The sequence below is a fragment of the Lysinibacillus sp. C5.1 genome (genome assembly GCF_016350185.1).
Classification (GTDB): domain Bacteria; phylum Bacillota; class Bacilli; order Bacillales_A; family Planococcaceae; genus Lysinibacillus; species Lysinibacillus sphaericus.
In genome coordinates, this window is sequence record NZ_CP066226.1 from 394,362 (window position 1) to 416,658 (window position 22,297).

A 22,297-nucleotide genomic window follows, 5' to 3' on the forward strand; every position below is an offset into this window, starting at 1 on the left:
TTAGCACCTCCTAAGTACTTACAATTTTAAGTAGATTCTCATACTACTATACAAAATTTTACCTATCAAGTGTAAACGTTCTATTTAGCTTATTGTTATACTATGAAGTAAAGAGTAGAAGGAGGTTTTGCATTTGGATTTATTTGCCCATCGTGGCGTTTCAGCTCATTATCCCGAAAATACAAAAGCCGCTTTTTATGCAGCATCTAAGCTACCAATTGCAGGTATTGAATTGGATGTTCATGTCACCGCAGATGGTGAGCTTGTAGTGATTCATGATGAAACAATTGACCGAACATCTAATGGTTCTGGTTATGTAAAAGATTTTACACTTCAGCAACTGCGTGCATATGATTATGGTTCGTGGTTTGCAGCACAATTTCAAGGTGAAAGTATTCCTACATTAGGTGAAGTTTTAGAGCTTTTTGTCGCTACACACCATCGTATCAATATTGAGTTAAAAACGGATGTCTTTCCTTACGAAGGAATTGAGGCACTTGTATTAAAGGAAATAGCGACGCACCAAATGACGGAGAGGGTCATTATTTCTTCCTTTAACCATGAATCGCTTCAAACTGTATATCAGATGGCGCCATACATTGAAACGGCTGCCTTATTTGCGGAGGTTTTAGTCGATTTTACAACCTATACAGCAACCATTCCTGCTAATGCGATTCATGTTAGTTTACCTACTGCATTTAGGAAACCTATAGCAACAGCACTAGAGAAAGAGGCAACCGTGCGTGTTTACACCGTTAATGACGTTAAGTATGCACAGCAATTGCAACAGCTCGGCATACAAGCCCTATTTACAGATGACCCAGAAGCTATACTAGATGGAATCAATAAAGATTAACAAAGTTACCCTTTGCTGAACGACAACTAATGACTCCAAAGGAAACAAAAAAATTCGCGACACTCTTTTATCGATGGCGAAAAGAGGGCGAATTTTTTTGTGTTTTAGGTTGAAATGGGAGATAGTTATTACCATTTTGCCTGATGTTCTTCGATACATCCTAGCATTTGCTTAATAACTAATGTTTCACCATTATCTAATAAAATCGTTCCATCATAATAACCAAACATTTGATGTACTTCTGATTTAACAAGTTTTGCGTTAGTTGCGGCAACCCGTTCGAAAAATGGAGAGAATGTTAGAGATACTTGATTTGAAAATTTTGTTTTGACTGTCCATCGTTGCATATAATCCTCTCGATCATAAGTGAACAGCAAATCTTCGTGTATTTTTGTCATCTTCCCATCCACAAAAACAGCATTTTCAGTCATGCCAGTACCATCTGTCCATTTACCACCTAAGTTGAGCCCGATGCGTCTACCTCGAACACGTTGAGATGCCATGCCCCAGTTCCAAGTGGCTTCCCGTGGCCAAACACCACGTCCATAATCAAGTACAGCAAAGCTTTCTTCAGGGGTAAACGTAAAGTGGCGATTGCCGATGATTACTTCTCCTGAAGTAGGAAGAATATGATGCTTTCCTGTAAATTGAAATGTCCTACGATTCCAAGGAATGACGACATTTAACGATTCGTCTGAAGGTGGATGCTGAATAATTAAATTGGCACGCAAGGCATCGCCATCAAAAGTAGGGATTGAAACAGATAAATGTGTTTCGTTTTGAATATAGGTCATATCAATTGTCATTTCACTATTCGTGAAAGATACCGATTCCAGTACATGTGTTGGCATTTTGAGCTTGCCACCGAGTGGAATTGTTATTGTTTTTTCAAAATAGCGCTGAGTTTCATATTCAAGGAAATACACAAAGCACACAGCTGCGTAATCAAGATGACTAATCGTTGCGGAGAATAAAATCTCATCGCCATAGATGCACCAATAGTTCCATTTCTTTTTACGCATGATATGTCCGCTTAAATTGCTATTTATGAGAGGTTTTCGTGCAAATCCAATAGCAGCTGGATTTAAATTCCCTTTTTTATCGCATAAAAGAGTAGGCTGTAAAATTTCTTTCTCAGCATGCTGCTTCACATTCAACATCCCTTCTGTTCGTAAAATAAAAAAATTGCCAATTTGTTTAATCTTATTGTAGCAAAAACTATCTTGAAATTGGAAAAGATAGCGCCTAATGTGACCGCTTTCAGCAATTTTGCGTTGAATCGCCTAATTAATAGAACGAACGATGGAGTCATATGATGGACATAAGGAGGGGGAGCGTGGCCAAAATGTATAACAGACAGGCAGCTGTACAATATGCGAATTTATGGTGGAATAGTCGTAATCCGGCATTTCCGAATTTTGATGTCGATTGTACGAATTATATTTCACAGTGCTTACTTGCTGGAGGAGCACCGATGCGAGGGGCACCAAATAGGGAAAGGGGCTGGTGGATTCAGCAAGGAAACTGGAGCTTTAGCTGGTCTGTGGCACATTCTCTAAGATGGTATTTAGAGGGCTCAAAAACGGGTTTAAAGGCAACACGCGTGCAAACGGCAGAACAATTAGACATTGGGGACGTTATATTTTATGATTTTCAAGGAGATGGCAGAATTGATCATTCGGTCATTGTTACGAGTATTCAAAATGGAATTCCCTATGTCAATGCACATACATCAGATAGTATTAATAGGGCTTATTTTTATCAGGATTCTACGGCGTATACCCCAAATATGACCTATTATTTTTATCATATAGATGATAGTTTTGCTTAGAGTGTTAGCAGTTTTAAAGCTCATCATTTTATGATAATGTTGGAGATAGAAATGAAGAATAATGATATATACTACTATTATTAGAAGGAGATAGAAAAAAATGAGCGAACAATTTTTATCGGTAAGAGATGCAATTATAAATCGCCGTTCAATTAAGAAGTTTAATGGGCAATTGGTGAAACGTGATGATTTACTGGGCATTGTTGACGATGCTGTCTGGGCACCGAACCATGGTAATCGCGAACCGTGGCGTTTAGTTATTGCTTGCGATGATGATTTAGTTGCACTTCATCAGCTATTACGAGAGTTAGCTGTTCCAAAATGGCAGGAGCTTTCGAGTGAAGATTTAGCGAAGCAAATGGCAAAATTTACATTGCCTGGTGGCTATGTATTTGTTATTGTGCCAGAGGATGCACGTCAAAAAGAGCGTTTAGAAGATTACGCAGCAGCGAGTATTTTTATTCAAAATATCCAGCTGTTAGCTTGGGATAAAGGTATTGGCTCTTGCTGGAAAACACCAGGCTTCTTAGATAATCCTAAATTCCGTGAAGCATTAAAAGTACAGCCAGGTGAACGTGTAATAGCGATGTTACAGGTCGGTTATTTTGATGAAGTACCAAAAGGTAAAGAACGAAAAACATCAGCACAGTTTGTAACGAATTTTGGTGAATAAATAAATGAAAAATCCCCTGCCAGTGAAGTGACCCCTAAAAGTTAGACACGGTTATTTCATTTAGGCAGCTTGGGTAAACTGAGTTCGGTATTGTACCGGACTCAGTTTTAATTTTGCCTTAATTCGTTTCGTATTGTAATACGTTATATAGTTTTCAAGTTCCAATTTAAAATGCTCAACACTTTCGAACTCCTTTAAATAAAGGAATTCCGATTTCAAAATCCCAAAGAAATTCTCCATCACCGAGTTGTCATAACAGTTGCCTTTACGTGACATACTTTGCACAATGCCTTTTGATGCAAGTGCGTGACGGTATTGCTTCATTTGATAATGCCAGCCTTGATCGGAATGCATCAGTAATTGGCGTTCCTCTGGTAACTTCTCTAATGCTTTCTCCAACATTTCTGAGACAAGTGAATACGTTGGTCGATGACCAATTGTGTAAGTAATAATTTCTCCGTTAAATAAGTCTAAAACAGGGGATAAATAGAGTTTTTCACCAAACAATTTAAACTCTGAAATATCTGTTACCCACTTTTCATTAGGGGCTTCAGCTGTAAATTTGCGGTCTAAAATATTCGGTGCGATTTTACCGACTGTCCCTTTATATGATTTATACTTTTTCATTCTGACTACGCACTTTAAACGAAGTGTTTTCATGATACGTTGTACTTTCTTATGATTCACTCTTCGTCCACGATTTGCGAGTTCATCACGAATGCGACGGTATCCGTAACGCCCTTCATGTTCGTTATAGATGGATTGAATTTCAGCCTTTAAGTCGGTATCTGGATCGGGACGATTCAGTTTCTTCACTATGTCATAATACGTACTACGTGGAATCTGTGCGAATTCGACAAGTGCCTTCACCGAGTATTTATGCCTTAATTCATAGATGACCTTTACTTTGTCTTCTTTGGTGATGTTTCTTTGGCTTGAACTAAGGCGTTCAACTTTTTTAAATACTCGTTTTCCATTTCAAGCTGCTTGATACGAGCTTGAAGTGCTTCTGGTGAGCCTTCTACTGGTGTATGTTTTGGTTGTTTATTGGTTTCTTTTTTCATGGATGGACGCCCCTTTTCCTTTGATTGAAGGGCATCGAATCCTTTTGTTTCAAACTGTTTTCGCCAATGAATAATGGACGATGGAGCTGCTATACCAAAGATAGCCGCTGTTTCTATTAAGGACGTGCCGTGCTCAATCATGAAGTTTAGTACGTCTAGTTTAAACTGTGCTGTATAGTTTGTATATGATTTTATAAACGCTTCAACACCGTTATACTCATATTGTTTAGCCCAGTTAAGAATAGCCTTATGATCTGTCCCAATCGATTTAGCAATTTCATGTGAACTTTCTTTGCCTTCTAAGTATCGTAAAGCTGCTTGTAATTTTTCCTCTGCAGTATATTTTGCCATTAAAAACTGCACCTCCAATTGTTAGATGTGTCTAACAATTGGGGTGCAGTTCACCAGATGGCGAGGGGATTTTTATTATCGCGGGTAAACCGCAGTAAAGCGCGGGTAAAATCGGGTATTCCGCGGGTAAATGGTAATAAAGCGCGGATAACCCAAAGTATTTCGCGGGTAAAGCAAAGTACATCGCGGATAAGTTGTGTTGTTTACGATTGACTTAGTGCTGCAACCTCATATAAATAGTCTCCTAATACACGTAAACCTTTATCGAAGTTTTCTAAATGGAAATGCTCGTTTGGTGCATGGAAGTTTTCGCTCGATAGACCAAAGCCCATTAAAACAACTGGTAAATCTAAAATTTCATCAAAGGCAGCAACGATTGGAATCGAACCTCCACCACGTGTGTAAGCGGTAGGTACATTATAAACTTTTTCGTAGGAACGACCAGCTGCTTGAATAAATGGATGATCAAATGGTGTTAAGAATGGACGGCCTTTATCGAATTCTGAAATCGTTACGTCTACACCGGCAGGCTTATGTTTGTCGATATGTGCTTTTAATAAAGCAACGATTTCTTCTGGCTCCTGATTTGGTACTAGTCGGCAAGTAATTTTTGCACCAGCTTCAGCAGGAAGTACAGTTTTAATGCCTTCACCAGAGAATCCACCGAATACACCATTTACTTCTAACGTTGGGCGAGCCCAAGTACGCTCTAAATAAGAATAGCCTGCTTCACCGAACAATTCAGATACGCCGACTTCCTCTTTTACGGAGTCTTCGTCAAAGCCTAGTGCTCGATAAGCTTCACGTTCTTCTTCCGTTAATGGTAATACTTTATCGTAGAAACCTTCTACTTGGATTGTACCGTGTTCATCGCGGAAGGATGCTAAAATTTCTGCTAGTGCATGAATGGCATTTTGTACACCGCCACCGTATAGGCCTGAATGTAAATCGCCTTTTGCGCCACGCACGTCAATTTGTACGCCTGTAAGACCGCGTAAGCCATAGCATACTGCTGGTTTACCAGGACCATAAAGACCTGTATCTGAAATCAAAATTAAATCGGCTGCTAATTTTTCTTTATGTTCTTCAACAAAGGCAGGCAGATGAGGGCTACCGATTTCTTCTTCACCTTCATAGATGAATTTTACGTTCACTGGCAAAGTACCAGTCGTTGCAAATAGTGCTTCAATCATTTTTAAGTGCATAAACACTTGACCTTTATCATCACTTGCGCCACGTGCAAATAATTTGTTATCACGGATCGTAGGGTTGAACGGTTCGCTATCCCATAGATGTAATGGATCAACTGGCTGTACATCGTAGTGACCGTAAAATAGAATAGTTGGTTTGCCTTCTGCATGTAACCAGTCAGCATAAACAACAGGGTGACCAGCAGTTTGAGTGATAGAAATGTTTTCTAAGTTGAGTTTCTTGAAGGCATCAGCTAGCCACTCTGCGGCATGCTGAATATCGCCTTTATGCTCAGATAATGAACTAATACTTGGAATACGTAAAAATTCATTTAATTCATTTAAGTGCGCCTCACGATGTTCAGCAAAATAAGCATTTAATGTCTGTAATTGCGTCATACATTCATCCCTCTTTCAATATTTCGATAATAGAAATAGTATAGCATAATGTGGTGGGGGAATCCTGTTGTAGCAATGCTTTCCAAAACATTATTTATAGCTGAAATCGTGATGATTCATACGGAACCATCCTTAATTTTTCAGCAACCTAGACATTGTTATGACAAGCAACTATTATAAATAGGAGAAAAAAGGGGGAGTTGTATGGGGAATAAACGATATTCATCTGACTTTAAATTAGAGCTTGTAAAACAATATCGCCTCGGCACCGCTGTCAGTAAATTATCAAGCGAATATGGTATATCTGAAGTAACCATTTATAAATGGATAAAGTTATATACACCAGTTGATGGTGTCACCAACATGACGAAGGCAGAAGTATTAACCGTTCAAAAAGAAAACGAACGATTAAAACAAGAGGTCGATATATTAAAAAAGGCTATTACCATATTCGCAGCCAATTAGATGATACAGATGTAATTGATTATATAGAACGGGAAAGTAAAAAACATGCTGTTAAAGTACTCTGTGAGCTATTAGACTTGCCCAAAAGTACTTACTATAGTGGGTTGCAAAAAAAGCAACAGTCATCAAGAAAGTCGGCATCGGAAGAGTTATTAGAGGAAATTGAACAAATATTTATCGAAGATGGGCAGCTTTATAATGGTGCACAGCTTTATGAAATATTGAAAATGCGAGGCTTTCAAGGGAGTTTGCGGAAGGTCCAGCGCGTATTAAAAAAGGCAAGGGAAGCACAAGTAGAAGAAGTTCCGGAACCAATAGTAAATGTAGGCTTTGAAACGACAAAAGCTAACGAAAAATGGGTAATCAATATAAGTTACGTACCAACTTGGCATCAAGGATGGGCTTATATGGCGTCTATTATAGATGTTCATACAAAGAAAATAACAGGCTTCAGCTTCGATCAATTACTAAGTGAAGACTTAATGGTAATGGCTATACAGAAAGCGTATGACCAGTTTCCAATGCCATTAGTTTTGTATACTAGCCTACAACCAGCGTTTATTGAACATTGTAAAGAAGCTTGTAAAGAAAAAGAGCTGTTAGTACCACCAATTGTTTTTAAAGAGTATTTATATGATGATGCATGTTTACAAGCGATGGTGCCATTTTTAACGGGTGCAGAATATCGATTGCGTCGAGGCCATGCTTCCATAGATAAATGAGAATAATGCGAATACGAGAGCTTTCTTAAATGGCGATATTTAAGAAGGCTTTTTTGTCTCTAAAAAATTATAAAAATTAACTAAAAAGAGTCCAGTTAATTGACGTTTTCTGAATAATTAATTATATTTAAAGTATATTAAGTCTACAAATCTATTGAGAGAGGAGAATTCTAAATGAAAGCGCTAGTATTTGCAGGACCAGGTAAAAAGGAATTACGTGAAGTAGACAAACCTCGTGTAGTGAAAGATAGCGATGCAGTGGTGCGTCTTGTGAAAACAACTATTTGTGGTACGGATTTGCATATTTCAGGTGGCGATGTACCTGCTGTTAAAGAGGGGACAATTTTAGGTCACGAAGGTATTGGAATTGTTGAAGAGGTAGGGGCAGGCGTATCAAACTTTAAAGTAGGCGATAAAGTAATTATTTCATGCGTGACGTCATGTGGTAAATGCCACTATTGTAAAAAATCTTTATATGCTCATTGTGAAGATGGCGGCTGGATTTTAGGTCATTTAATCAATGGAACACAAGCAGAGTATGTTCATATTCCACATGCTGATAACTCTCTATACCACATTCCACAAGGAATATCCGATGATGCTGCTGTTATGATTTCTGATATTTTACCAACGGGTTTGGAAATTGGCGTATTAAATGGTCAAGTGTCACCAGGTGATGTAGTAGCTATCGTAGGTGCAGGTCCAATTGGAATGTCTGCACTATTAACTTCGCAATTTTACTCTCCTTCAAAAATTATAATGATTGATATCGATGATAATCGTTTACAAGAATCCAAGAAATTTGGTGCTACAGAGACAATCAATTCACGTGATGCCCAAGCTGCAATCGATAAAATATTTGACATGACAGATGGTCGTGGAGTTGACGTAGCAATTGAAGCTGTAGGTTACCCTGCAACATTCGATATTTGCCAGCGAATTTTATCACCAGGAGGTCGTTTAGCTAATGTTGGTGTTCATGGTAAACCTGTCGATTTGCAATTACAAGATTTATGGATTCGCAACGTGACAATTTCCACAGGTTTAGTATCGACAAGCACAACACCGATGCTAATAAAAACGTTAGAAACAGGGAAGATTAAGCCAGAAAGGTTAGCTACACATCGCTATAAATTTGACGACATGATGGAAGCTTACGAAACTTTTGCTAATGCGGCGGATGAGCATGCATTAAAAATCATTATAGATTTTCAATAAATAGCTTAAAAAGCTCTTAAAGCGGGTAATACCTTTTAAGAGCTTTTTGTATATCTTGATGATAGTGATAAAGGTACTGTGTAAAGCTTCGCTATTAGTTACAAACAAATCTTTATGTAAGCAAAAGTAATATTAAGCCTACAATAATTAAATGCGACTATGTAAATTTGAATTTGGAAGGGTTTTCATAGGTTTTTCCGTATAAAAGAGATATAGTAGTAAAACATTTTTTACGAATATTACAAGTAAAAGCATTTAAGCTTACACGATTGTAATGAAATTGAAAGCCAATACGATAGAGTGTAATACATTATTTTGCGAGAATGTGTATAGAAGCAAGAACAAGAAGCGGAGGAATACACAATGAATGAAAAATTAGAAGGCGTATATGAGGAATATAATCGTTATATATACCATTTATGTTTGAAACTTACTCGTAATAATGTAGAAGCAGAAGATCTGATGCAAGAAGTTTGGGTCAAAGTCGTACGCTACGAAGATAGCGTTGCCGAAGTAGAACATATTAAAGCTTGGCTAACAACCATTACAATGAACACATTTAGAGATCGCTATCGAAAAAAAGTACGACGCAGTAAGTACATGATGAACCAACCTGAAACATTAGACGTACCGATTTTAGATTTGGTTCCCAATAATGAAATTTCAACAGAAGAAAAAATTGAAAAAGAAATTGTGACAAAGCTAGTACAGGATAAAATGGGACAGTTAGATGCAATCTATAGAAAAACTTTATGGTATTTCTACATAGACCAATATTCACTTGCTGAAATTTCTACTATTATGAAAGTTTCTATTGGGACGGTGAAATCTCGTTTATTCCGTGCGAAAGCTCGCCTAAAAGAAATGCTTATGGCTGATGTGTCAATCGTCGAGGCTGTGCTACCAGCGTAATAAAAACAATTGGTCGCACTATCTTAACTACTTAGACGGAAGTATTCGTTCGGCCAATCAAAATAAGGATGTATTGCAAACAATAATTTGCAATACATCCTTATTCGTGTTTCTACACAAAGCTGAAAATTTAATCTTGACGATTAGTATCGACAGTTAGTAAACACTTGGCAAAAATATCACGTAATGTTTGCACCTCTTCTGCTGACAGCATGCCAAACATATTGTTAATAATTTCGCTAACTTGTTGACGTGATTCTTCAAGGATATCTTCACCCTCGGTCGTAATAACTAATTGCGAGGCTCTGCGATCGGTAGCGTGCTGTGTTTTTTCGATAAAGCCAGCATTAATCAGTTTGGTCGTTAATACCGTGACGCCACCTGTTGTAACTTTTAAGCGCTCAGCTATAGCAGAAGGGCGCTTTGGTCCCTCCTGCGATAAGTAGTCTAAAATTAAAATATGGGATTTTGAAAAGCCGAGTACATTATGATTATTCCACTCGTTTGCCCATTTACGCTCGATAGAAGAGACAACTTCAAATAATGAGGTAATGGCTTGTTGTTTTTCTTGATCCATATAAGGTCATCTCCAAAACAGTTTTAACTTTCTTGAGCCAATCTTGTCATCGCGTTTAACTCGTAAGCACGTACTTTACGTGGAATAAAACGACGAATGTCCATCTCATTGTACCCAACTTGGATACGTTTTTCATCTATAAGGATAGGGCTACGTAACATTCTTGGGTGCGCCTGAATAATCGCGTATAGCTCTTGAATAGAAAGCTGATCAATATCAATATTAAGATTTTTAAAATCATTAGAGTTTGTAGCAATAATTTCATCAGTGCCATCTTCTGTCATGCTTAAAATTTCTTTAAATTCAGCAAGTGTAAGAGGATGTGATGTAATACGTTTTTCTTTATATTCAATGTTGTGTTCTTTTAACCATTTTAATGCTTTTCTGGATGAAGAGCAGCTCGCTTGTGAGTAAATTGTAACTGTCATTCTTCATTCCCCGCTTTCTTTGTTAGATTATATTTTATGAATAGCTTATCAGTAAGTTAAATAGGTTATACATATATCTTACTAGTAAGCTATATATAAATCAATAGTTATTTAAAAAACTTTTAAGAGAATATGATATTTTTTAATCTATACTAAATATACGCTGGGAAGAGGGAAAAGTTTCATTAAATAAGCTTACAATGATGTAAGTTTAGAGGAAGTGCCAGTCACCCACACAATTTTGAATTGTGTGGGTGACTGGCACTTTAGCTTTGCACTTTAGCTTTGTTGACCAGATGTGAACCAGTCTTGTACATTCCATACTTTCGTTACTAAACCTTCATAAAAATCAGGTTCATGGCTAACGAGTACGATTGTGCCTTTAAATTCTTTCATAGCACGTTTTAATTCTTCTTTTGCATCGACATCTAAGTGGTTTGTCGGTTCGTCAAATAGTAACCAGTTGGCTTCTTCCATCATGAGTTTACATAAACGAACTTTCGCTTGCTCACCACCAGATAAAGAATTAAGTGGGCGAGTGATGTGATCTGTTTTTAATCCAGCACGTGCTAATGCAGCGCGTACTTGTGCCTGTTCCATGGATGGGAAGGCGTTCCAGACATCGTCAATCGGTGTAATTTTATCTGCTTTTACTTCTTGTTCAAAGTAAGAAGGGGCTAAATAATCCCCACGAATAACCGTACCACTTAGCGGATTGATTTTACCGAGCATCGTTTTCAATAATGTAGATTTACCAACACCATTCATACCGACTAAGGCAATTTTCTCGCCGCGTTCAATCATAAATGAAAGTGGTGGTAGTAAAGGCTTGTCTTTATCGTAACCGATGACTAAATTTTCAGCTTCCACTACATAACGGCTTGGTGTACGAGCTTCTTTGAAACCAAATTCAGGTTTTACTGCTGTTTCAGGACGGTCAATTCGTTCTAGACGATCAAGCTGCTTCGCGCGAGATTTAGCACGACCCGTTGTAGAGTAACGCGCTTTATTTTTGGCGATAAAGTCTTCTTGTTTTTTGATGAATTCCTGTTGCTTTTCATATGCATCAATATGTTGACGTTTATTGATTTCAGCTAGCTCTAAAAACTTCTCGTACGTAGCTGTATAGCGAGTCAGTTTTGAAAACTCTAATTGGAAAATCACATCTACAGTCTCATTCATAAATTCCGTATCATGGGAAATTAATAAGAAAGCATGTGGATAGTTTTTTAAATAGTTTTTTAACCATGTAATATGCTCTTCGTCTAAATAGTTCGTTGGCTCATCGAGTAATAATACCTTTGGCTTTTCTAATAAAAGCTTTGCCAGTAATACTTTCGTACGTTGACCACCAGACAGGGCAGCTACATCACGTTCAAGTCCAATCGCATCCAAACCTAAACCACGTGCAACCTCTTCGATTTTCATATCGAGTGAATAAAAATCACCAGCATCAAGTGCATCTTGAACATCTGCCATTTGTTCTAGTAACTCTTCTAATTCTTCAGGTGTCGCTTCAGCCATCTTACCTGTAATTTCGTTTAACTCTTCTTCTTTTTTATATAGAGGGAGGAAGGCATCACGCAATACATCGCGCATAGTACGTCCAGCAGTCAGCACAGTATGTTGGTCTAAATAGCCATAATGTGTACCAGGTAGCCATTCAACCTTTCCGGCATCGTGAATTGTTTGCCCTGTAATAATTCCCATTAGAGTAGACTTTCCAACTCCGTTAGCGCCGACAAGACCAATATGATCGCCTTCAACTAAACGGAAAGAAACATCTTTAAAAAGTGTGCGGTCACCAAACGAATGACCTAAGTTTTCAACTGTTAATATTGCCATATAGGTTGTTCCTCCATAATTTCGATTACGTCTTGTGTAGATAGATTCGCTGTACGACTGTTATTACATACAGTTGCAATATGCAAAATATTAAAGCTCTGCTAGTAGTTTGTTTAATTCGGCTAGCTTTGTTTCCATGTTAGCTAGGCGTTGTTCTGCTTTAACGACTTGGTCATTATGGCCTGTAGATTCAAGTTTTTCAATGTCGCCTTGTAAATTCATATAATCCATTTTTAATTCTTTAATTTGATATTCAATATCGCTTTTTGTTGGCATGGTTTGTCGCTCCTTTATCGTTTCATTTGTATTACCAATGCGTGTAAAAGCGATGGAGGTTTTATCATCCCTCCACCGCTTAATTGTTAAAATCAATCGGGTACTGATGCTTTAAACTCCCTTGAAAATTCTAGCCTACATTCAACTAGAAGCAAGGGGAAAAGAAGTGAAAAATTCTAATATATTGTATCATATTCACCTTAAAAGAATCACTAAGTTGAAGCGATATTATGTCGATCATAAGCGAAATCGAGTAATAATGATTCCAATGTTTGGTTATTACTTGCGAGATTCAGCTGTCGCTGTTTTTTTACAGCCCGCTCACTACGAGCCTCATGCAATAAAAACTCCATCACCGCATTTTGTATTTGTGATTGTTTCATCTTACGGCCGAGACCGAGGTGTATAAAGCCGTTATGCTCACGAGGAAAAGCATGTAATAGCTCGTTCTCCGTTTGTGCAAGTGTAATACAAGGCACACCGTAAGAAGCAATTTTATAAGGTGTATAGTTCGCATTGCAGATAATGACATCGGCTTTGGGTAACAATTTGAGAAGTGCGTCTTTATCACGCAATAGGGCAGTATTACGACGACTAAGTACCATCATTTGCAAGTCATCCGTCGCATGGCGATAGCTATCATCTATCATTACTGTAATTTGTAGTGGGATTTGTAGCTGGGTTAGGTGGCGAAGAGTTCGATACGTTAAGTTATGCTCGTCCCCATCCTCAAAAGCAACAACAATATGAGGAGGGTTTTCAGAGACTTTAACATCAGGTAATGATTCCGTATGTTGATAGGCTTCTGGTAATGCAAAGGCAAAACTGCCACCAATATAATGAGATGGAAAATAATCTTTCACTTCTTGATAGAGTGCGAGTAACACACAATCACAGGCTTGGCCACCATCACCAAAATCATCAAAATGAATCATCGTTTTACAGAATGGTCGTAAACTTTCCACTTGCCAACTTTCGGAGTTACGACCGTCCCTGACAATTAAATCAGGCTGTATGGCTTTGATTTGCTTAGGTAATTCGTCAAAAAGATCGAATAGTATTGGTGAAAGATTGTGATGCATTAAAATTTGAATCCCATCATTAGAAGGGGTTTTGACGAATATGAAAACGTCCTCTTGCACAAGCAACTTAGCCAATGTTGCAACCCGTTCAAAAGGATACAGCCCTTTATCAATACAGCTTTCAATTATGAAAACAATCGATTTTTTCGGTTTTATTGTTTGTGTTTCGTTTTGCAAATGTATCCCATCCTTTCATCTGTCTATTTAAATTATGGTGAAAAATGGGCAAGTATGTGTAAAAATTAACATTAGATAAAGAAAGTATGTAGTTAAACTTCAAAAATGGCGTTTGTCATACCGATGAATAATAGAGAGGATAAGCTATATTCTTATTCATACTATACATATCTAGTAACCGTCTATGTTAAGGCAGATAGGAGGAGTAGAGATTGGGTATGCGTTCGGCAATTGTTGTGGGAGCCACTGGGTTAACGGGAAGCTCGCTCATAGAACAGTTATGTGAAAATGATGAATACGTTTCGGTCATCGTTATTGCACGAAGAAAGCTTCACTATGAACACCCGAAGTTAGAGGTCAAGATTCGTAACTTTGACACACTAGAAGAAAAGGATATTGAATTTGCTCATGAGTTATATTGTTGTTTAGGTACTACTATCAAAAAGGCAGGCTCACGTGAAGAATTTGAAAAAGTGGATTTTGAATTTCCACTAGCTATTGCTTCATTAGCGAAAAAACAAGGGATTCCCCATTTGCTTGTTATAACGGCAATGGGTGCAAATGAACGGTCAAAAATTTACTATAATCGGGTGAAGGGGAAGTTGGAGCAAGCTTTAATAGAGCTAGGTATGCAACGCTTATCCATTATTCGTCCATCTCTGTTAGTAGGGCAACGAGATGAGTTTCGTTTTGGTGAGAAGGCTGGGGAAAAGGTGTTAAAGCTTGCTAAACCTTTGCTAATAGGACCATTAAAACGTATGCGTGCTATCGATGCTTCACAGGTGGCAAAAGCGATGCTTGTTATTGCGTTACATGGCAAGAAGCAACCAGTGACCATCTATCCTTCCCAACAGCTAGCTACAATGGATTTTCCAAAAGTGGTTCACGAAGAGTTTGCACGTGAGGAGCTATTTAATTGGCAAAAGCGAAAAGGTGCAGATGTAACTGAAGCGGACAAGGTAAATCGAGAGGTTATCATTAATCGAGATAAATTTAAAGTGGAGGAAAGCGTAGTAGACAAAGAGGTGACATTTCATCGCAAAAATGAAAAATAGGTACCTTTCATATCATTCCGCCTAAAGACTGAATTTCATGTTTTGACTGCTACAATTCTTCCCGTGACTCTATTCATTTGTTACAATATTATTGTAGAAGATGAATGTGGAGGCAAAATGAATATGAAAATTTTACTCGTTGATGGCACAATGTTTGGGCGTAAAACTGGTGCTATTTTAGAGCAAGTAGAGCATTATATTAAAGAATTCGATGCTAGTTTCGACTTAGAAATTATGCATTTTAGTGAATATAAGCATCAAATTGTCGATGGTTCACCACTAAATGATGATATGAAAAAAATGATACAAAAATTTGAAGAAGCAGATGCGTATATTATTGCTACGCCAATTTTCCAAGCTTCAATTCCAGGTGTGTTAAAAAATGCATTCGATTTCTTACATCCGAAAACGATGCGTTATAAGCCTGTTTCTATCGTAGCGAATGGTGGCACATATCAGCACCATTTAGTAGTTGAAAATCAACTAAAACCAATTTTAGACTACTTCCGTGCGCTTGTAACACCAAACTATGTCTATACACATACATCACATTTTGATGCAGACAATAAAATTGTAGACGAGGATGTTCATAATCGTTTACGTGAAATGGCTCGCGTTTTTGTCCAGTACTGTGAAATGAGTAAATCATTACCGAAAGAAACAATAGACCAACATTAAACAAAGGTGAGTACTGTTCCTAAACAGTTATGACGAGCAAGAGTCACACTGATGCGTAATTTTGCAATATTATAAAGTCCCTTGTGCAGTGGAAGGAAATCACTGTGCAGGGGATTTTTCTTTTCAGAAATCCTTTTACGATATGATAAAATAGTACTTTAGTGAATTCGGAAGGGAGGGCAGCTCATGCAGAACATCGCTTTACTAGAGAAACAACGCTGTAATTTAATTTTGACGAATAAGGCGAAGGAGGCGGTAGAGGAATGCTCAGCAAATGAGCATGCCTTTTTTGCGTTACAAAAAACTTTGACCGTCTATATTGAAAAAAGAAAAGCAAAAACAATTGGCGAAACGTTTTTATCGATTTATTTTAATGCAGAGCATAATGAAAAGTTAGACAGTACATTGGCCGGAAAAACAGCGATTATGGATTGTGTGTTAAAAGTGGAAGGGTTATTAGCAACAAATATACGTTTTGTACATATGCGTGGTCCAATTAGTACGAATCGTCGTTTACCAGCGGCACTGCAATTTGTCACAAAGCCCAATAATGGGGCTGGTATCCCGCTTGATCTTCACACGAAAATTAGAGAGTTACCGATTGCAGAGGAACGGACAGAATATGTGAAAAAGCGTATTGCAAGTTGGGAAGGCTATTTAAAAATTCAAGAACGTGATGCGACGATCGATGATATTCATACGGACTTTAAACAAAGCTACTATAATGAAGATTTTTCACGTTTAACACTAGTATGTCCCTATGTGAAAGCGAAGGAATGGAAGCAACTTGAAGGTTTAAGTGTGAGCATCCAAGGGGTACGTGGTGAAATTGGACAAGTGTTAAAAGCGAATGCGGGTAAGCAAACAGTGGAAGTTGACTTAAAGCCTTTTGCACAGGAGCAAGCACGCAAAGACCAGCTAAATTTGCGCTCAAAACAAGTAAGCTTTAGTAATTTTGCGACACTAAGTCAAATTCGACGCTTACGTAACGGCTTTACAAAGCTTGAAAAAGGTGAAGCAGTAAATGCTAGCTTAGAAACGATTTTATTTGAAAAGCGTCCGACTGTCCGTACAGCAAAGCTTCGTGAAGATATTGAGTTTCATAATAATTTAAATGAATATCAACGGAAAGCTGTCATCGGCGCGTTATCTGTAGAAGATTTGTATGTTATTCAAGGGCCCCCTGGAACAGGGAAAACAACGGTTATTTCAGAGATTTGCCAGCAAAACGTAAAAGCAGGCTTAAAAACACTCGTTGCCTCACAGTCAAACTTAGCTGTTGATAATGCCTTAGGAAGACTTCTCTCCAATCAAGAAATTCGTATTTTACGATATGGCCGAACAGAAAGTATTGAAGAAGAGGGGAAAAAATTCATTGAGGAAAATGTTGCCCTACATTGGCGTGAGCAAACATTAGCTGCTGTTGAAGAAGAAATTACGGCTTTTACTGAACGTGAACAAGAATTACAAGCGAGTATAAGTAAAACAACTGATGAGCTAACGAAATTGCAAGAGTGGCTAGAAGAACTAACAAAGGAAATTGCTGCTAAGGAGCAAGCGGCAATCGACGAACCCATTTTACAAAAAGAAATTCAATCGCTTAAAAAAGAGTTAAAAACGGCAAAAGCGGAAAAAGAAGCGAGTGAAGCACAAAAAGAGCATTATGAAAAACAGCTTGCACAGTTAGAGTCCGCTATTCAATCACAGGAGCTCATAGTAGCTGAATACGCATCCGCTGAACAGTTACAACAAACGATTCAAGACAACACCATCAAAATAGAGCAATGGCAAGCGGCTATTCAATATAAAGAATTACTTGTAGAAAAACAAGAGCTCACAACGCAGTTTCAAGATATTCAAGTGAAATATGAACAAGAAAATAAGCGATTGCTTTTCATGAAGGAAAGTCAAAATTATATCGCTTCATTAACAACCTATGACCGTATCCAACGGTTTTTACAGCATTATCAAGTTCAACCTTCACCTGTGTTAGCGCAGCAAATTCGACGACTAGAGCATTTAGAGGATGCGAAAGATTTAGAAGCATGGGCAACCATAAATACGCGTCTACAAAAAGCGATTGCAAAACTTGAAGCGTCGGTTTCACCTGATGGGAAAGAGCGGGCGCTTGCGAAAAGTCGTCAACAGCCTGTTCAATCGTTTTCCCTACAAAATTTAAACGGCGTTTTTGCACAGCTAAATGCCTCATTTCAAGAAGGGCAAACACCGTCAGTGGAACAGTTAGAAAGCTATTTACTGGGACTGTATATGCGTCGCGATTTTGTGTGGCAAAAGGGGATGGCACTTCGCCAACAACAGGAGCATAAAGATCGTGAATTTGAGTCGCTCCGCAAAAATATCGCGAGTTTAATACACCAAGAATGTGCAATTACAAGCTTCGATGTACAAAGCTTGCAGCGTCAATTGCAGCCGTATTTAGCTCATACCGAGCGTTTACAACAACTTGCAAATACGTTCCAAGCTGAGACTATGCCAGAAGAATCTGTAGAGCAGTTGAAAATGCTCGTAACTACAACGCAATCCTCTGTGCAAACAGCCCGTCAGCAGCTTCAGGCTGTTGAACAAGCAAATACACAGCTTTTACCGAAAAGAGCGGCACATCAAACAGCTAAGGCAAGCTTACAAGAGATTGACGAAGAGCTAGCGCAATTAGAAGAAAAAATTAAAGCTATTAATATAGAAGGACTAAAAAAGGAAAAACAACTAACGGCTTTAACAACATTGCTACAAGCTACGCCAGAGCGAACATTAGAAGAAGTGAAGGAAGCTATTCAAACAGCAAATGAAAGTTTAGAAGAGCTACATCGAAAACAACAGCAGTTACCTCTACGTAAGAAATTACAAGAGCAATGGCGCGATAAGCTACAAAACGCTACGGAATATGATTTAGATGAAATTCGTAAATTGTATGTGCGTCATGCCAACGTAATCGGCACAACATGCGTTGCTTCGGCAAGCAAGGAGTTTATGGAGAACTATCCAACGTTTGATGTTGTAATAATCGACGAAGTATCGAAGGCTACACCGCCAGAGCTATTATTACCAATGCTAAAAGGCAAAAAAATTATTTTAGTGGGTGACCATCATCAATTACCGCCGTTGCTCGGTGATGATACGTTGGAGGAAACATTGAAAGGAATGCTAGAAGAAAATCCTAATTTTGATGGGGCGCAAGAGTTGAAAAGCTTGCTTCGTGAGTCGCTATTTGAGCGATTATTTAATAACCTACCTTCAACACATAAGCAAATGCTTGCATTGCAGTATCGTATGCATGAAAAAATCATGCACAGCATTACACCATTTTACGCTAAGGAAGAAAACGGCTTGCAATGTGGATTACCAGATTCGGATGCAGCCCGTGACCATGGCTTAGAAGGGCAATTTGTCGGTCGTGATGATCATTTGCTATGGATTGATATGCCAGCGGAAAGACCGTTTTTAGAGGAACAAGTTAAGGGTGGCACAAGTCGTTATAATGAAGGAGAACTACAAACAATCCGCAGTATTTTAACAGACTTAAATAGTGCTGTAATGGAAGCGAAAAAGGCTGGTCGCATACCACAGGATGCACAGAAAAGTGTAGGCGTTATTAGCTTCTATGGCGAGCAGGTGAAGAAAATTAATCGCCTTCTTCAGCAAGAATTACAGTTACCACATCTCCAATTTAGAACGGGCACAGTCGATAAATTCCAAGGGATGGAGATGGATGTCATCTTAGTGAGTATGGTACGGAATACGCCAAAGGGAGGGGACATTGGCTTTGCGAGAGATTATCGCAGGTTAAATGTCGCGCTATCTCGTGCGCGAGAACTGTTAATGCTTGTCGGCAGTGCTGATATGTTTGCAAAACGTGCGAAACATCAGGATACACGTGATATGTACAGCAATCTTTTAACAACGGTGAAATCCTACAATGGCTTACGTAATCATAAAGGACAGGTGATGTAGGGTGTTGAAAATACAGCAACGTTTAATGAGAGAGTTACAACAAAATCGTCATGTCAAAATAGTAAAGGCAACGGATTGGTGCATTCCAATTCGTACCATTGAGGTAACATATGAGCCGATTCGTCGCTCTACGATGGATGTCTTGATGCAAATGCTGTTAATAAGCATGCAGGAAGCGAATTTTCAAAATGTGCAGGAGTTAAGTGAGCTTTTACTAGTAGACCCACTGTTTATTGAGGATTTAGTATCATTAATGTCTCGCGTGCGTCTTATCGAGCAATCAGAGGGCTTCTATACATTAACCCCTAAAGGACAACAACAGTTGGCACGTGGCATTTTCGAAGAGGAGTTAGAAGTCGAAACAGCGACTTTGTTATTTAGTCCATGCCACCAAGCGATTCTCCCTGTTGGAGAAGACGAGATAGAGGAATTTGATGAGTTGCCAGCTCCTTATCGTTATGTTGATAAAGAGGCAGAGCAGCAAGAACAATTTGATGAGGCAATGTTGCTTATAGCTTTACAGCAGGGAGAGGAAGAAGCATCAAGCTCGCAGAAAATAATCGAAACCATTGTGACATCAGAAGCGAAACAAATCAATGATATTCCATGTCTAGAATTTCTTCTTTACGATAAGGAACAAGATATTATCTACGTTCGTGTATGGAATACTTTGTTAAATAAATGGGACGAAGAGCTAGAACAGCAACTTACAGACCAAGAGCAGCCACAATGGCGAGCACAATATTTATAAATGCGAGAACGAGCGGCGCAGTTGCCGTTCGTTTTTTTTGTGCATTTAGATAACAGCGTGCAAATTTTCTAGCCTGCATATATTACTTACATAAAGGAGGGTCCTAATGATAACGATTAGTTTATGTATGATTGTCAAAAATGAAGAAAGCTTGCTCGAAAGATGTTTAGATTCCGTCCAACATGTAGTGGATGAAATCAATATTATTGATACTGGCTCAACTGATCGTACAAAGGATATTGCACAGCACTATACCTCTAGAATTTTTGATTTTCCGTGGTGCGATGATTTTGCAAAGGCGCGGAACTTTTCCTTCCAGCAAGCAACGAAAGATTATATTTTGTGGCTTGATGCAGATGATGTGCTCACATCTGAACATCAGCAAAAGTTAGTACAATTAAAGCAATTTCTTTATCCAAGCATCGATGCAGTTTCAATGGATTATGTTGTAACGCTAGAGGCGGATGGGACTGTCGCAACGAGTGAAAAAAGATACCGGTTAGTAAAGCGAGCACGTCATTATCAGTGGCAGGGAGCAGTGCATGAGTTTTTGGATGTAACAGGTAACATCTATAAAAGTGATGTAACAGTTGTGCATGTACCAGTAAAGCAACAAACAGCTCGTAATCTACGCATATATGAGCGGTTAATAGCAGATGGATATACATTTGCGCCAAGAGATTTTTTCCATTATGCAAATGAATTAAAACAACACAGCCGTTTTTTAGAAGCAATTAATCACTATCATACATTTTTAGATACAGCACTCGAAACATCTGAGGCCCAAGTTCAAGCTTGTTTAAATTTAGCAGATTGCTATGAGCAATTACAAGATACCAAGAATGCGACACAGGCTGTTTTTCAATCATTATTGTATGATCAACCAAAACCGGAAACATGCTGTCGAATCGGTCAACACTTTATGGCGCAATCGAAAAATAAGGAAGCAATTTATTGGTATTCCCAAGCTTTACAAGTAACGCCTTGCACTATTGGCGTTTACAAACGAGCATACTCAACATGGATACCGCATTATCAATTAAGTCTATTATATGATCGATTACGGCTTTATGAAAATGCCTATGAACACAATGAAGCAGCACGCCACCATAAACCAAACGATCAACGCATACTTGACCATCAACAATATCTTCGCAAACAGCTACACAAATGACTGGTTGCGAAATACCCGCGGAGTAAGGAGGTTTACCCGCGAAAAGGAGAGAAATACCCGCGGAGTAAAGGTGTTTACCCGCGAAAGGGAGAGAAATACTCGCGGAGTAAGGAGGTTTACCCGCGAAAAGGAGAGAAATACCCGCGGAGTAAGGAGGTTTACCCGCGAAAAGGAGAGAAATACCCGCGGAGTAAAGGTGTTTACCCGCGAAAGGGAGAGAAATACCCGCGGAGTAAAGAGGTTTACCCGCGAAAGCACTATAAACTCCCATCAGTGTTGAAAAAAGAATCTGCCTATACCCCTCCTCGTAACAGTAAAGAGTGCTATGCAGATTCTTCTTTTTATTACTATATAAATTTATGGCATGATTCCACTTACATATTAATGACTGCCACAAGCTTCACTTTGATTCAGTTTTGCACAATCCAATGGAATACCTTAGAACTTATTCAACGATTTCATTTACATATGAAGAAACATCAATATAATCTACATAAATCGCGTGACCAATAATAAGTGACAAAACAACAATAATCGTAATAATAATCACATTTCGTGGTCTAAAGTCTTGAGCTTGCATTTTCTTCTCCTCCTTCATAATTTT

At 38.4% G+C, this 22,297-nt stretch carries 21 protein-coding genes; 12 read left to right on the top strand and 9 right to left on the bottom strand.

Annotated elements, in window-relative coordinates; all coding sequences use genetic code 11:
* The first annotated feature begins 133 nt into the window (after window positions 1-133).
* On the top strand, window positions 134-856 hold the full coding sequence (locus I5435_RS01850; RefSeq protein WP_108030667.1) for a glycerophosphodiester phosphodiesterase: 723 nt from the start codon (window positions 134-136) through the stop codon (window positions 854-856).
* A gap of 128 nt (window positions 857-984) precedes the next feature.
* Here the strand turns inward: I5435_RS01850 and I5435_RS01855 are convergent, their stop codons facing one another.
* A complete protein-coding gene (locus I5435_RS01855; RefSeq protein WP_258841999.1) occupies window positions 985-2,007 on the bottom strand; it encodes a DUF2804 domain-containing protein in 1,023 nt (340 codons plus the stop codon).
* Window positions 2,008-2,192: 185 nt separating this feature from the next.
* On the opposite strand from I5435_RS01855, the gene I5435_RS01860 reads away from it, so the two are divergent.
* Both I5435_RS01860 and I5435_RS01865 read left to right on the top strand, forming a co-directional pair.
* On the top strand, window positions 2,193-2,687 hold the full coding sequence (locus I5435_RS01860) for an amidase domain-containing protein (RefSeq protein WP_024362771.1): 495 nt from the start codon (window positions 2,193-2,195) through the stop codon (window positions 2,685-2,687).
* A 100-nt stretch (window positions 2,688-2,787) separates the two neighbouring features.
* Entirely contained in the window at window positions 2,788-3,360 is a 573-nt protein-coding gene (locus tag I5435_RS01865) for a nitroreductase family protein (protein WP_337983140.1), read from the top strand.
* A gap of 60 nt (window positions 3,361-3,420) precedes the next feature.
* On the opposite strand, the gene I5435_RS01870 is transcribed toward I5435_RS01865, so the two are convergent.
* Window positions 3,421-4,775 (bottom strand): IS3 family transposase gene (locus I5435_RS01870; protein ID WP_337982349.1). Its coding sequence is split into 2 segments (ribosomal slippage): window positions 3,421-4,322 and window positions 4,322-4,775, totalling 1,356 coding nucleotides; the frame shifts between segments, so codons are not numbered across the junction.
* Between the two features lie 203 nt (window positions 4,776-4,978).
* Window positions 4,979-6,364 carry a dipeptidase gene (locus I5435_RS01875; protein ID WP_025218520.1) on the bottom strand — a complete coding sequence of 462 codons (1,386 nt, stop codon included), beginning with the start codon at window positions 6,362-6,364 and terminating at the stop codon, window positions 4,979-4,981.
* A gap of 204 nt (window positions 6,365-6,568) precedes the next feature.
* Between I5435_RS01875 and I5435_RS01880 the strand changes: the two genes are divergently transcribed.
* The 4 genes from I5435_RS01880 to I5435_RS01895 all read left to right on the top strand — a co-directional run bounded on the left by I5435_RS01880 (window position 6,569) and on the right by I5435_RS01895 (window position 9,681).
* The gene (locus I5435_RS01880) at window positions 6,569-6,829 is read left to right on the top strand and encodes a transposase (RefSeq protein ID WP_337983141.1); all 261 of its coding nucleotides are present in this window, start codon (window positions 6,569-6,571) and stop codon (window positions 6,827-6,829) included.
* Window positions 6,830-6,906: 77 nt separating this feature from the next.
* A complete protein-coding gene (locus I5435_RS01885) occupies window positions 6,907-7,551 on the top strand; it encodes a hypothetical protein (RefSeq protein WP_337983142.1) in 645 nt (214 codons plus the stop codon).
* Window positions 7,552-7,725: 174 nt separating this feature from the next.
* Window positions 7,726-8,769, top strand: coding sequence for a zinc-dependent alcohol dehydrogenase family protein (locus I5435_RS01890; RefSeq protein ID WP_337983143.1), 1,044 nt, complete (start codon window positions 7,726-7,728; stop codon window positions 8,767-8,769).
* Between the two features lie 363 nt (window positions 8,770-9,132).
* Complete coding sequence (locus I5435_RS01895) at window positions 9,133-9,681, top strand: RNA polymerase sigma factor (RefSeq protein WP_024362778.1); 549 nt, start codon at window positions 9,133-9,135, stop codon at window positions 9,679-9,681.
* Between the two features lie 130 nt (window positions 9,682-9,811).
* Here I5435_RS01895 and I5435_RS01900 read toward each other — a convergent pair whose 3' ends face one another.
* From I5435_RS01900 to I5435_RS01920, 5 genes are all read right to left on the bottom strand, one after another.
* Window positions 9,812-10,258 (bottom strand): MarR family winged helix-turn-helix transcriptional regulator, encoded by a 447-nt coding sequence (locus I5435_RS01900; protein ID WP_024362779.1) that lies wholly within the window; start codon window positions 10,256-10,258, stop codon window positions 9,812-9,814.
* Window positions 10,259-10,281: 23 nt separating this feature from the next.
* Complete coding sequence (gene spx / locus I5435_RS01905) at window positions 10,282-10,686, bottom strand: transcriptional regulator Spx (RefSeq protein ID WP_024362780.1); 405 nt, start codon at window positions 10,684-10,686, stop codon at window positions 10,282-10,284.
* Window positions 10,687-10,965: 279 nt separating this feature from the next.
* Window positions 10,966-12,531 carry an ABC-F family ATP-binding cassette domain-containing protein gene (locus tag I5435_RS01910; protein ID WP_024362781.1) on the bottom strand — a complete coding sequence of 522 codons (1,566 nt, stop codon included), beginning with the start codon at window positions 12,529-12,531 and terminating at the stop codon, window positions 10,966-10,968.
* Window positions 12,532-12,621: 90 nt separating this feature from the next.
* Window positions 12,622-12,807, bottom strand: a complete 186-nt coding sequence (locus tag I5435_RS01915) for an SE1832 family protein (protein ID WP_337983144.1) — start codon at window positions 12,805-12,807, stop codon at window positions 12,622-12,624.
* A gap of 212 nt (window positions 12,808-13,019) precedes the next feature.
* On the bottom strand, window positions 13,020-14,066 hold the full coding sequence (locus tag I5435_RS01920; RefSeq protein ID WP_024362783.1) for a PseG/SpsG family protein: 1,047 nt from the start codon (window positions 14,064-14,066) through the stop codon (window positions 13,020-13,022).
* 218 nt (window positions 14,067-14,284) lie between these two features.
* Between I5435_RS01920 and I5435_RS01925 the strand changes: the two genes are divergently transcribed.
* From I5435_RS01925 to I5435_RS01945, 5 genes are all read left to right on the top strand, one after another.
* A complete protein-coding gene (locus I5435_RS01925) occupies window positions 14,285-15,121 on the top strand; it encodes an NAD(P)H-binding protein (RefSeq protein WP_038510114.1) in 837 nt (278 codons plus the stop codon).
* A gap of 123 nt (window positions 15,122-15,244) precedes the next feature.
* Window positions 15,245-15,799 (top strand): NADPH-dependent FMN reductase, encoded by a 555-nt coding sequence (locus I5435_RS01930; RefSeq protein WP_024362785.1) that lies wholly within the window; start codon window positions 15,245-15,247, stop codon window positions 15,797-15,799.
* 186 nt (window positions 15,800-15,985) lie between these two features.
* Entirely contained in the window at window positions 15,986-19,768 is a 3,783-nt protein-coding gene (locus I5435_RS01935) for a DEAD/DEAH box helicase (protein WP_231785471.1), read from the top strand.
* A gap of 1 nt (window position 19,769) precedes the next feature.
* The gene (locus I5435_RS01940) at window positions 19,770-20,519 is read left to right on the top strand and encodes a hypothetical protein (protein WP_025218530.1); all 750 of its coding nucleotides are present in this window, start codon (window positions 19,770-19,772) and stop codon (window positions 20,517-20,519) included.
* A 106-nt stretch (window positions 20,520-20,625) separates the two neighbouring features.
* The gene (locus I5435_RS01945) at window positions 20,626-21,693 is read left to right on the top strand and encodes a glycosyltransferase family 2 protein (RefSeq protein WP_229388424.1); all 1,068 of its coding nucleotides are present in this window, start codon (window positions 20,626-20,628) and stop codon (window positions 21,691-21,693) included.
* Window positions 21,694-22,138: 445 nt separating this feature from the next.
* Here the strand turns inward: I5435_RS01945 and I5435_RS01950 are convergent, their stop codons facing one another.
* On the bottom strand, window positions 22,139-22,273 hold the full coding sequence (locus I5435_RS01950) for a hypothetical protein (RefSeq protein ID WP_255313808.1): 135 nt from the start codon (window positions 22,271-22,273) through the stop codon (window positions 22,139-22,141).
* Window positions 22,274-22,297: the final 24 nt, after the last annotated feature.

Coding starts and splice junctions, on each gene's coding strand:
- I5435_RS01950 (WP_255313808.1), bottom strand. CDS start 22,273: ATGCAAGCTCAAGACTTTAGACCACGAAATGTGATTATTATTACGATT.
- I5435_RS01880 (WP_337983141.1), top strand. CDS start 6,569: ATGGGGAATAAACGATATTCATCTGACTTTAAATTAGAGCTTGTAAAA.
- I5435_RS01945 (WP_229388424.1), top strand. CDS start 20,626: ATGATAACGATTAGTTTATGTATGATTGTCAAAAATGAAGAAAGCTTG.
- spx (WP_024362780.1), bottom strand. CDS start 10,686: ATGACAGTTACAATTTACTCACAAGCGAGCTGCTCTTCATCCAGAAAA.
- I5435_RS01925 (WP_038510114.1), top strand. CDS start 14,285: ATGCGTTCGGCAATTGTTGTGGGAGCCACTGGGTTAACGGGAAGCTCG.
- I5435_RS01895 (WP_024362778.1), top strand. CDS start 9,133: ATGAATGAAAAATTAGAAGGCGTATATGAGGAATATAATCGTTATATA.
- I5435_RS01935 (WP_231785471.1), top strand. CDS start 15,986: ATGCAGAACATCGCTTTACTAGAGAAACAACGCTGTAATTTAATTTTG.
- I5435_RS01930 (WP_024362785.1), top strand. CDS start 15,245: ATGAAAATTTTACTCGTTGATGGCACAATGTTTGGGCGTAAAACTGGT.
- I5435_RS01915 (WP_337983144.1), bottom strand. CDS start 12,807: ATGCCAACAAAAAGCGATATTGAATATCAAATTAAAGAATTAAAAATG.
- I5435_RS01875 (WP_025218520.1), bottom strand. CDS start 6,364: ATGACGCAATTACAGACATTAAATGCTTATTTTGCTGAACATCGTGAG.
- I5435_RS01865 (WP_337983140.1), top strand. CDS start 2,788: ATGAGCGAACAATTTTTATCGGTAAGAGATGCAATTATAAATCGCCGT.
- I5435_RS01890 (WP_337983143.1), top strand. CDS start 7,726: ATGAAAGCGCTAGTATTTGCAGGACCAGGTAAAAAGGAATTACGTGAA.
- I5435_RS01910 (WP_024362781.1), bottom strand. CDS start 12,531: ATGGCAATATTAACAGTTGAAAACTTAGGTCATTCGTTTGGTGACCGC.
- I5435_RS01900 (WP_024362779.1), bottom strand. CDS start 10,258: ATGGATCAAGAAAAACAACAAGCCATTACCTCATTATTTGAAGTTGTC.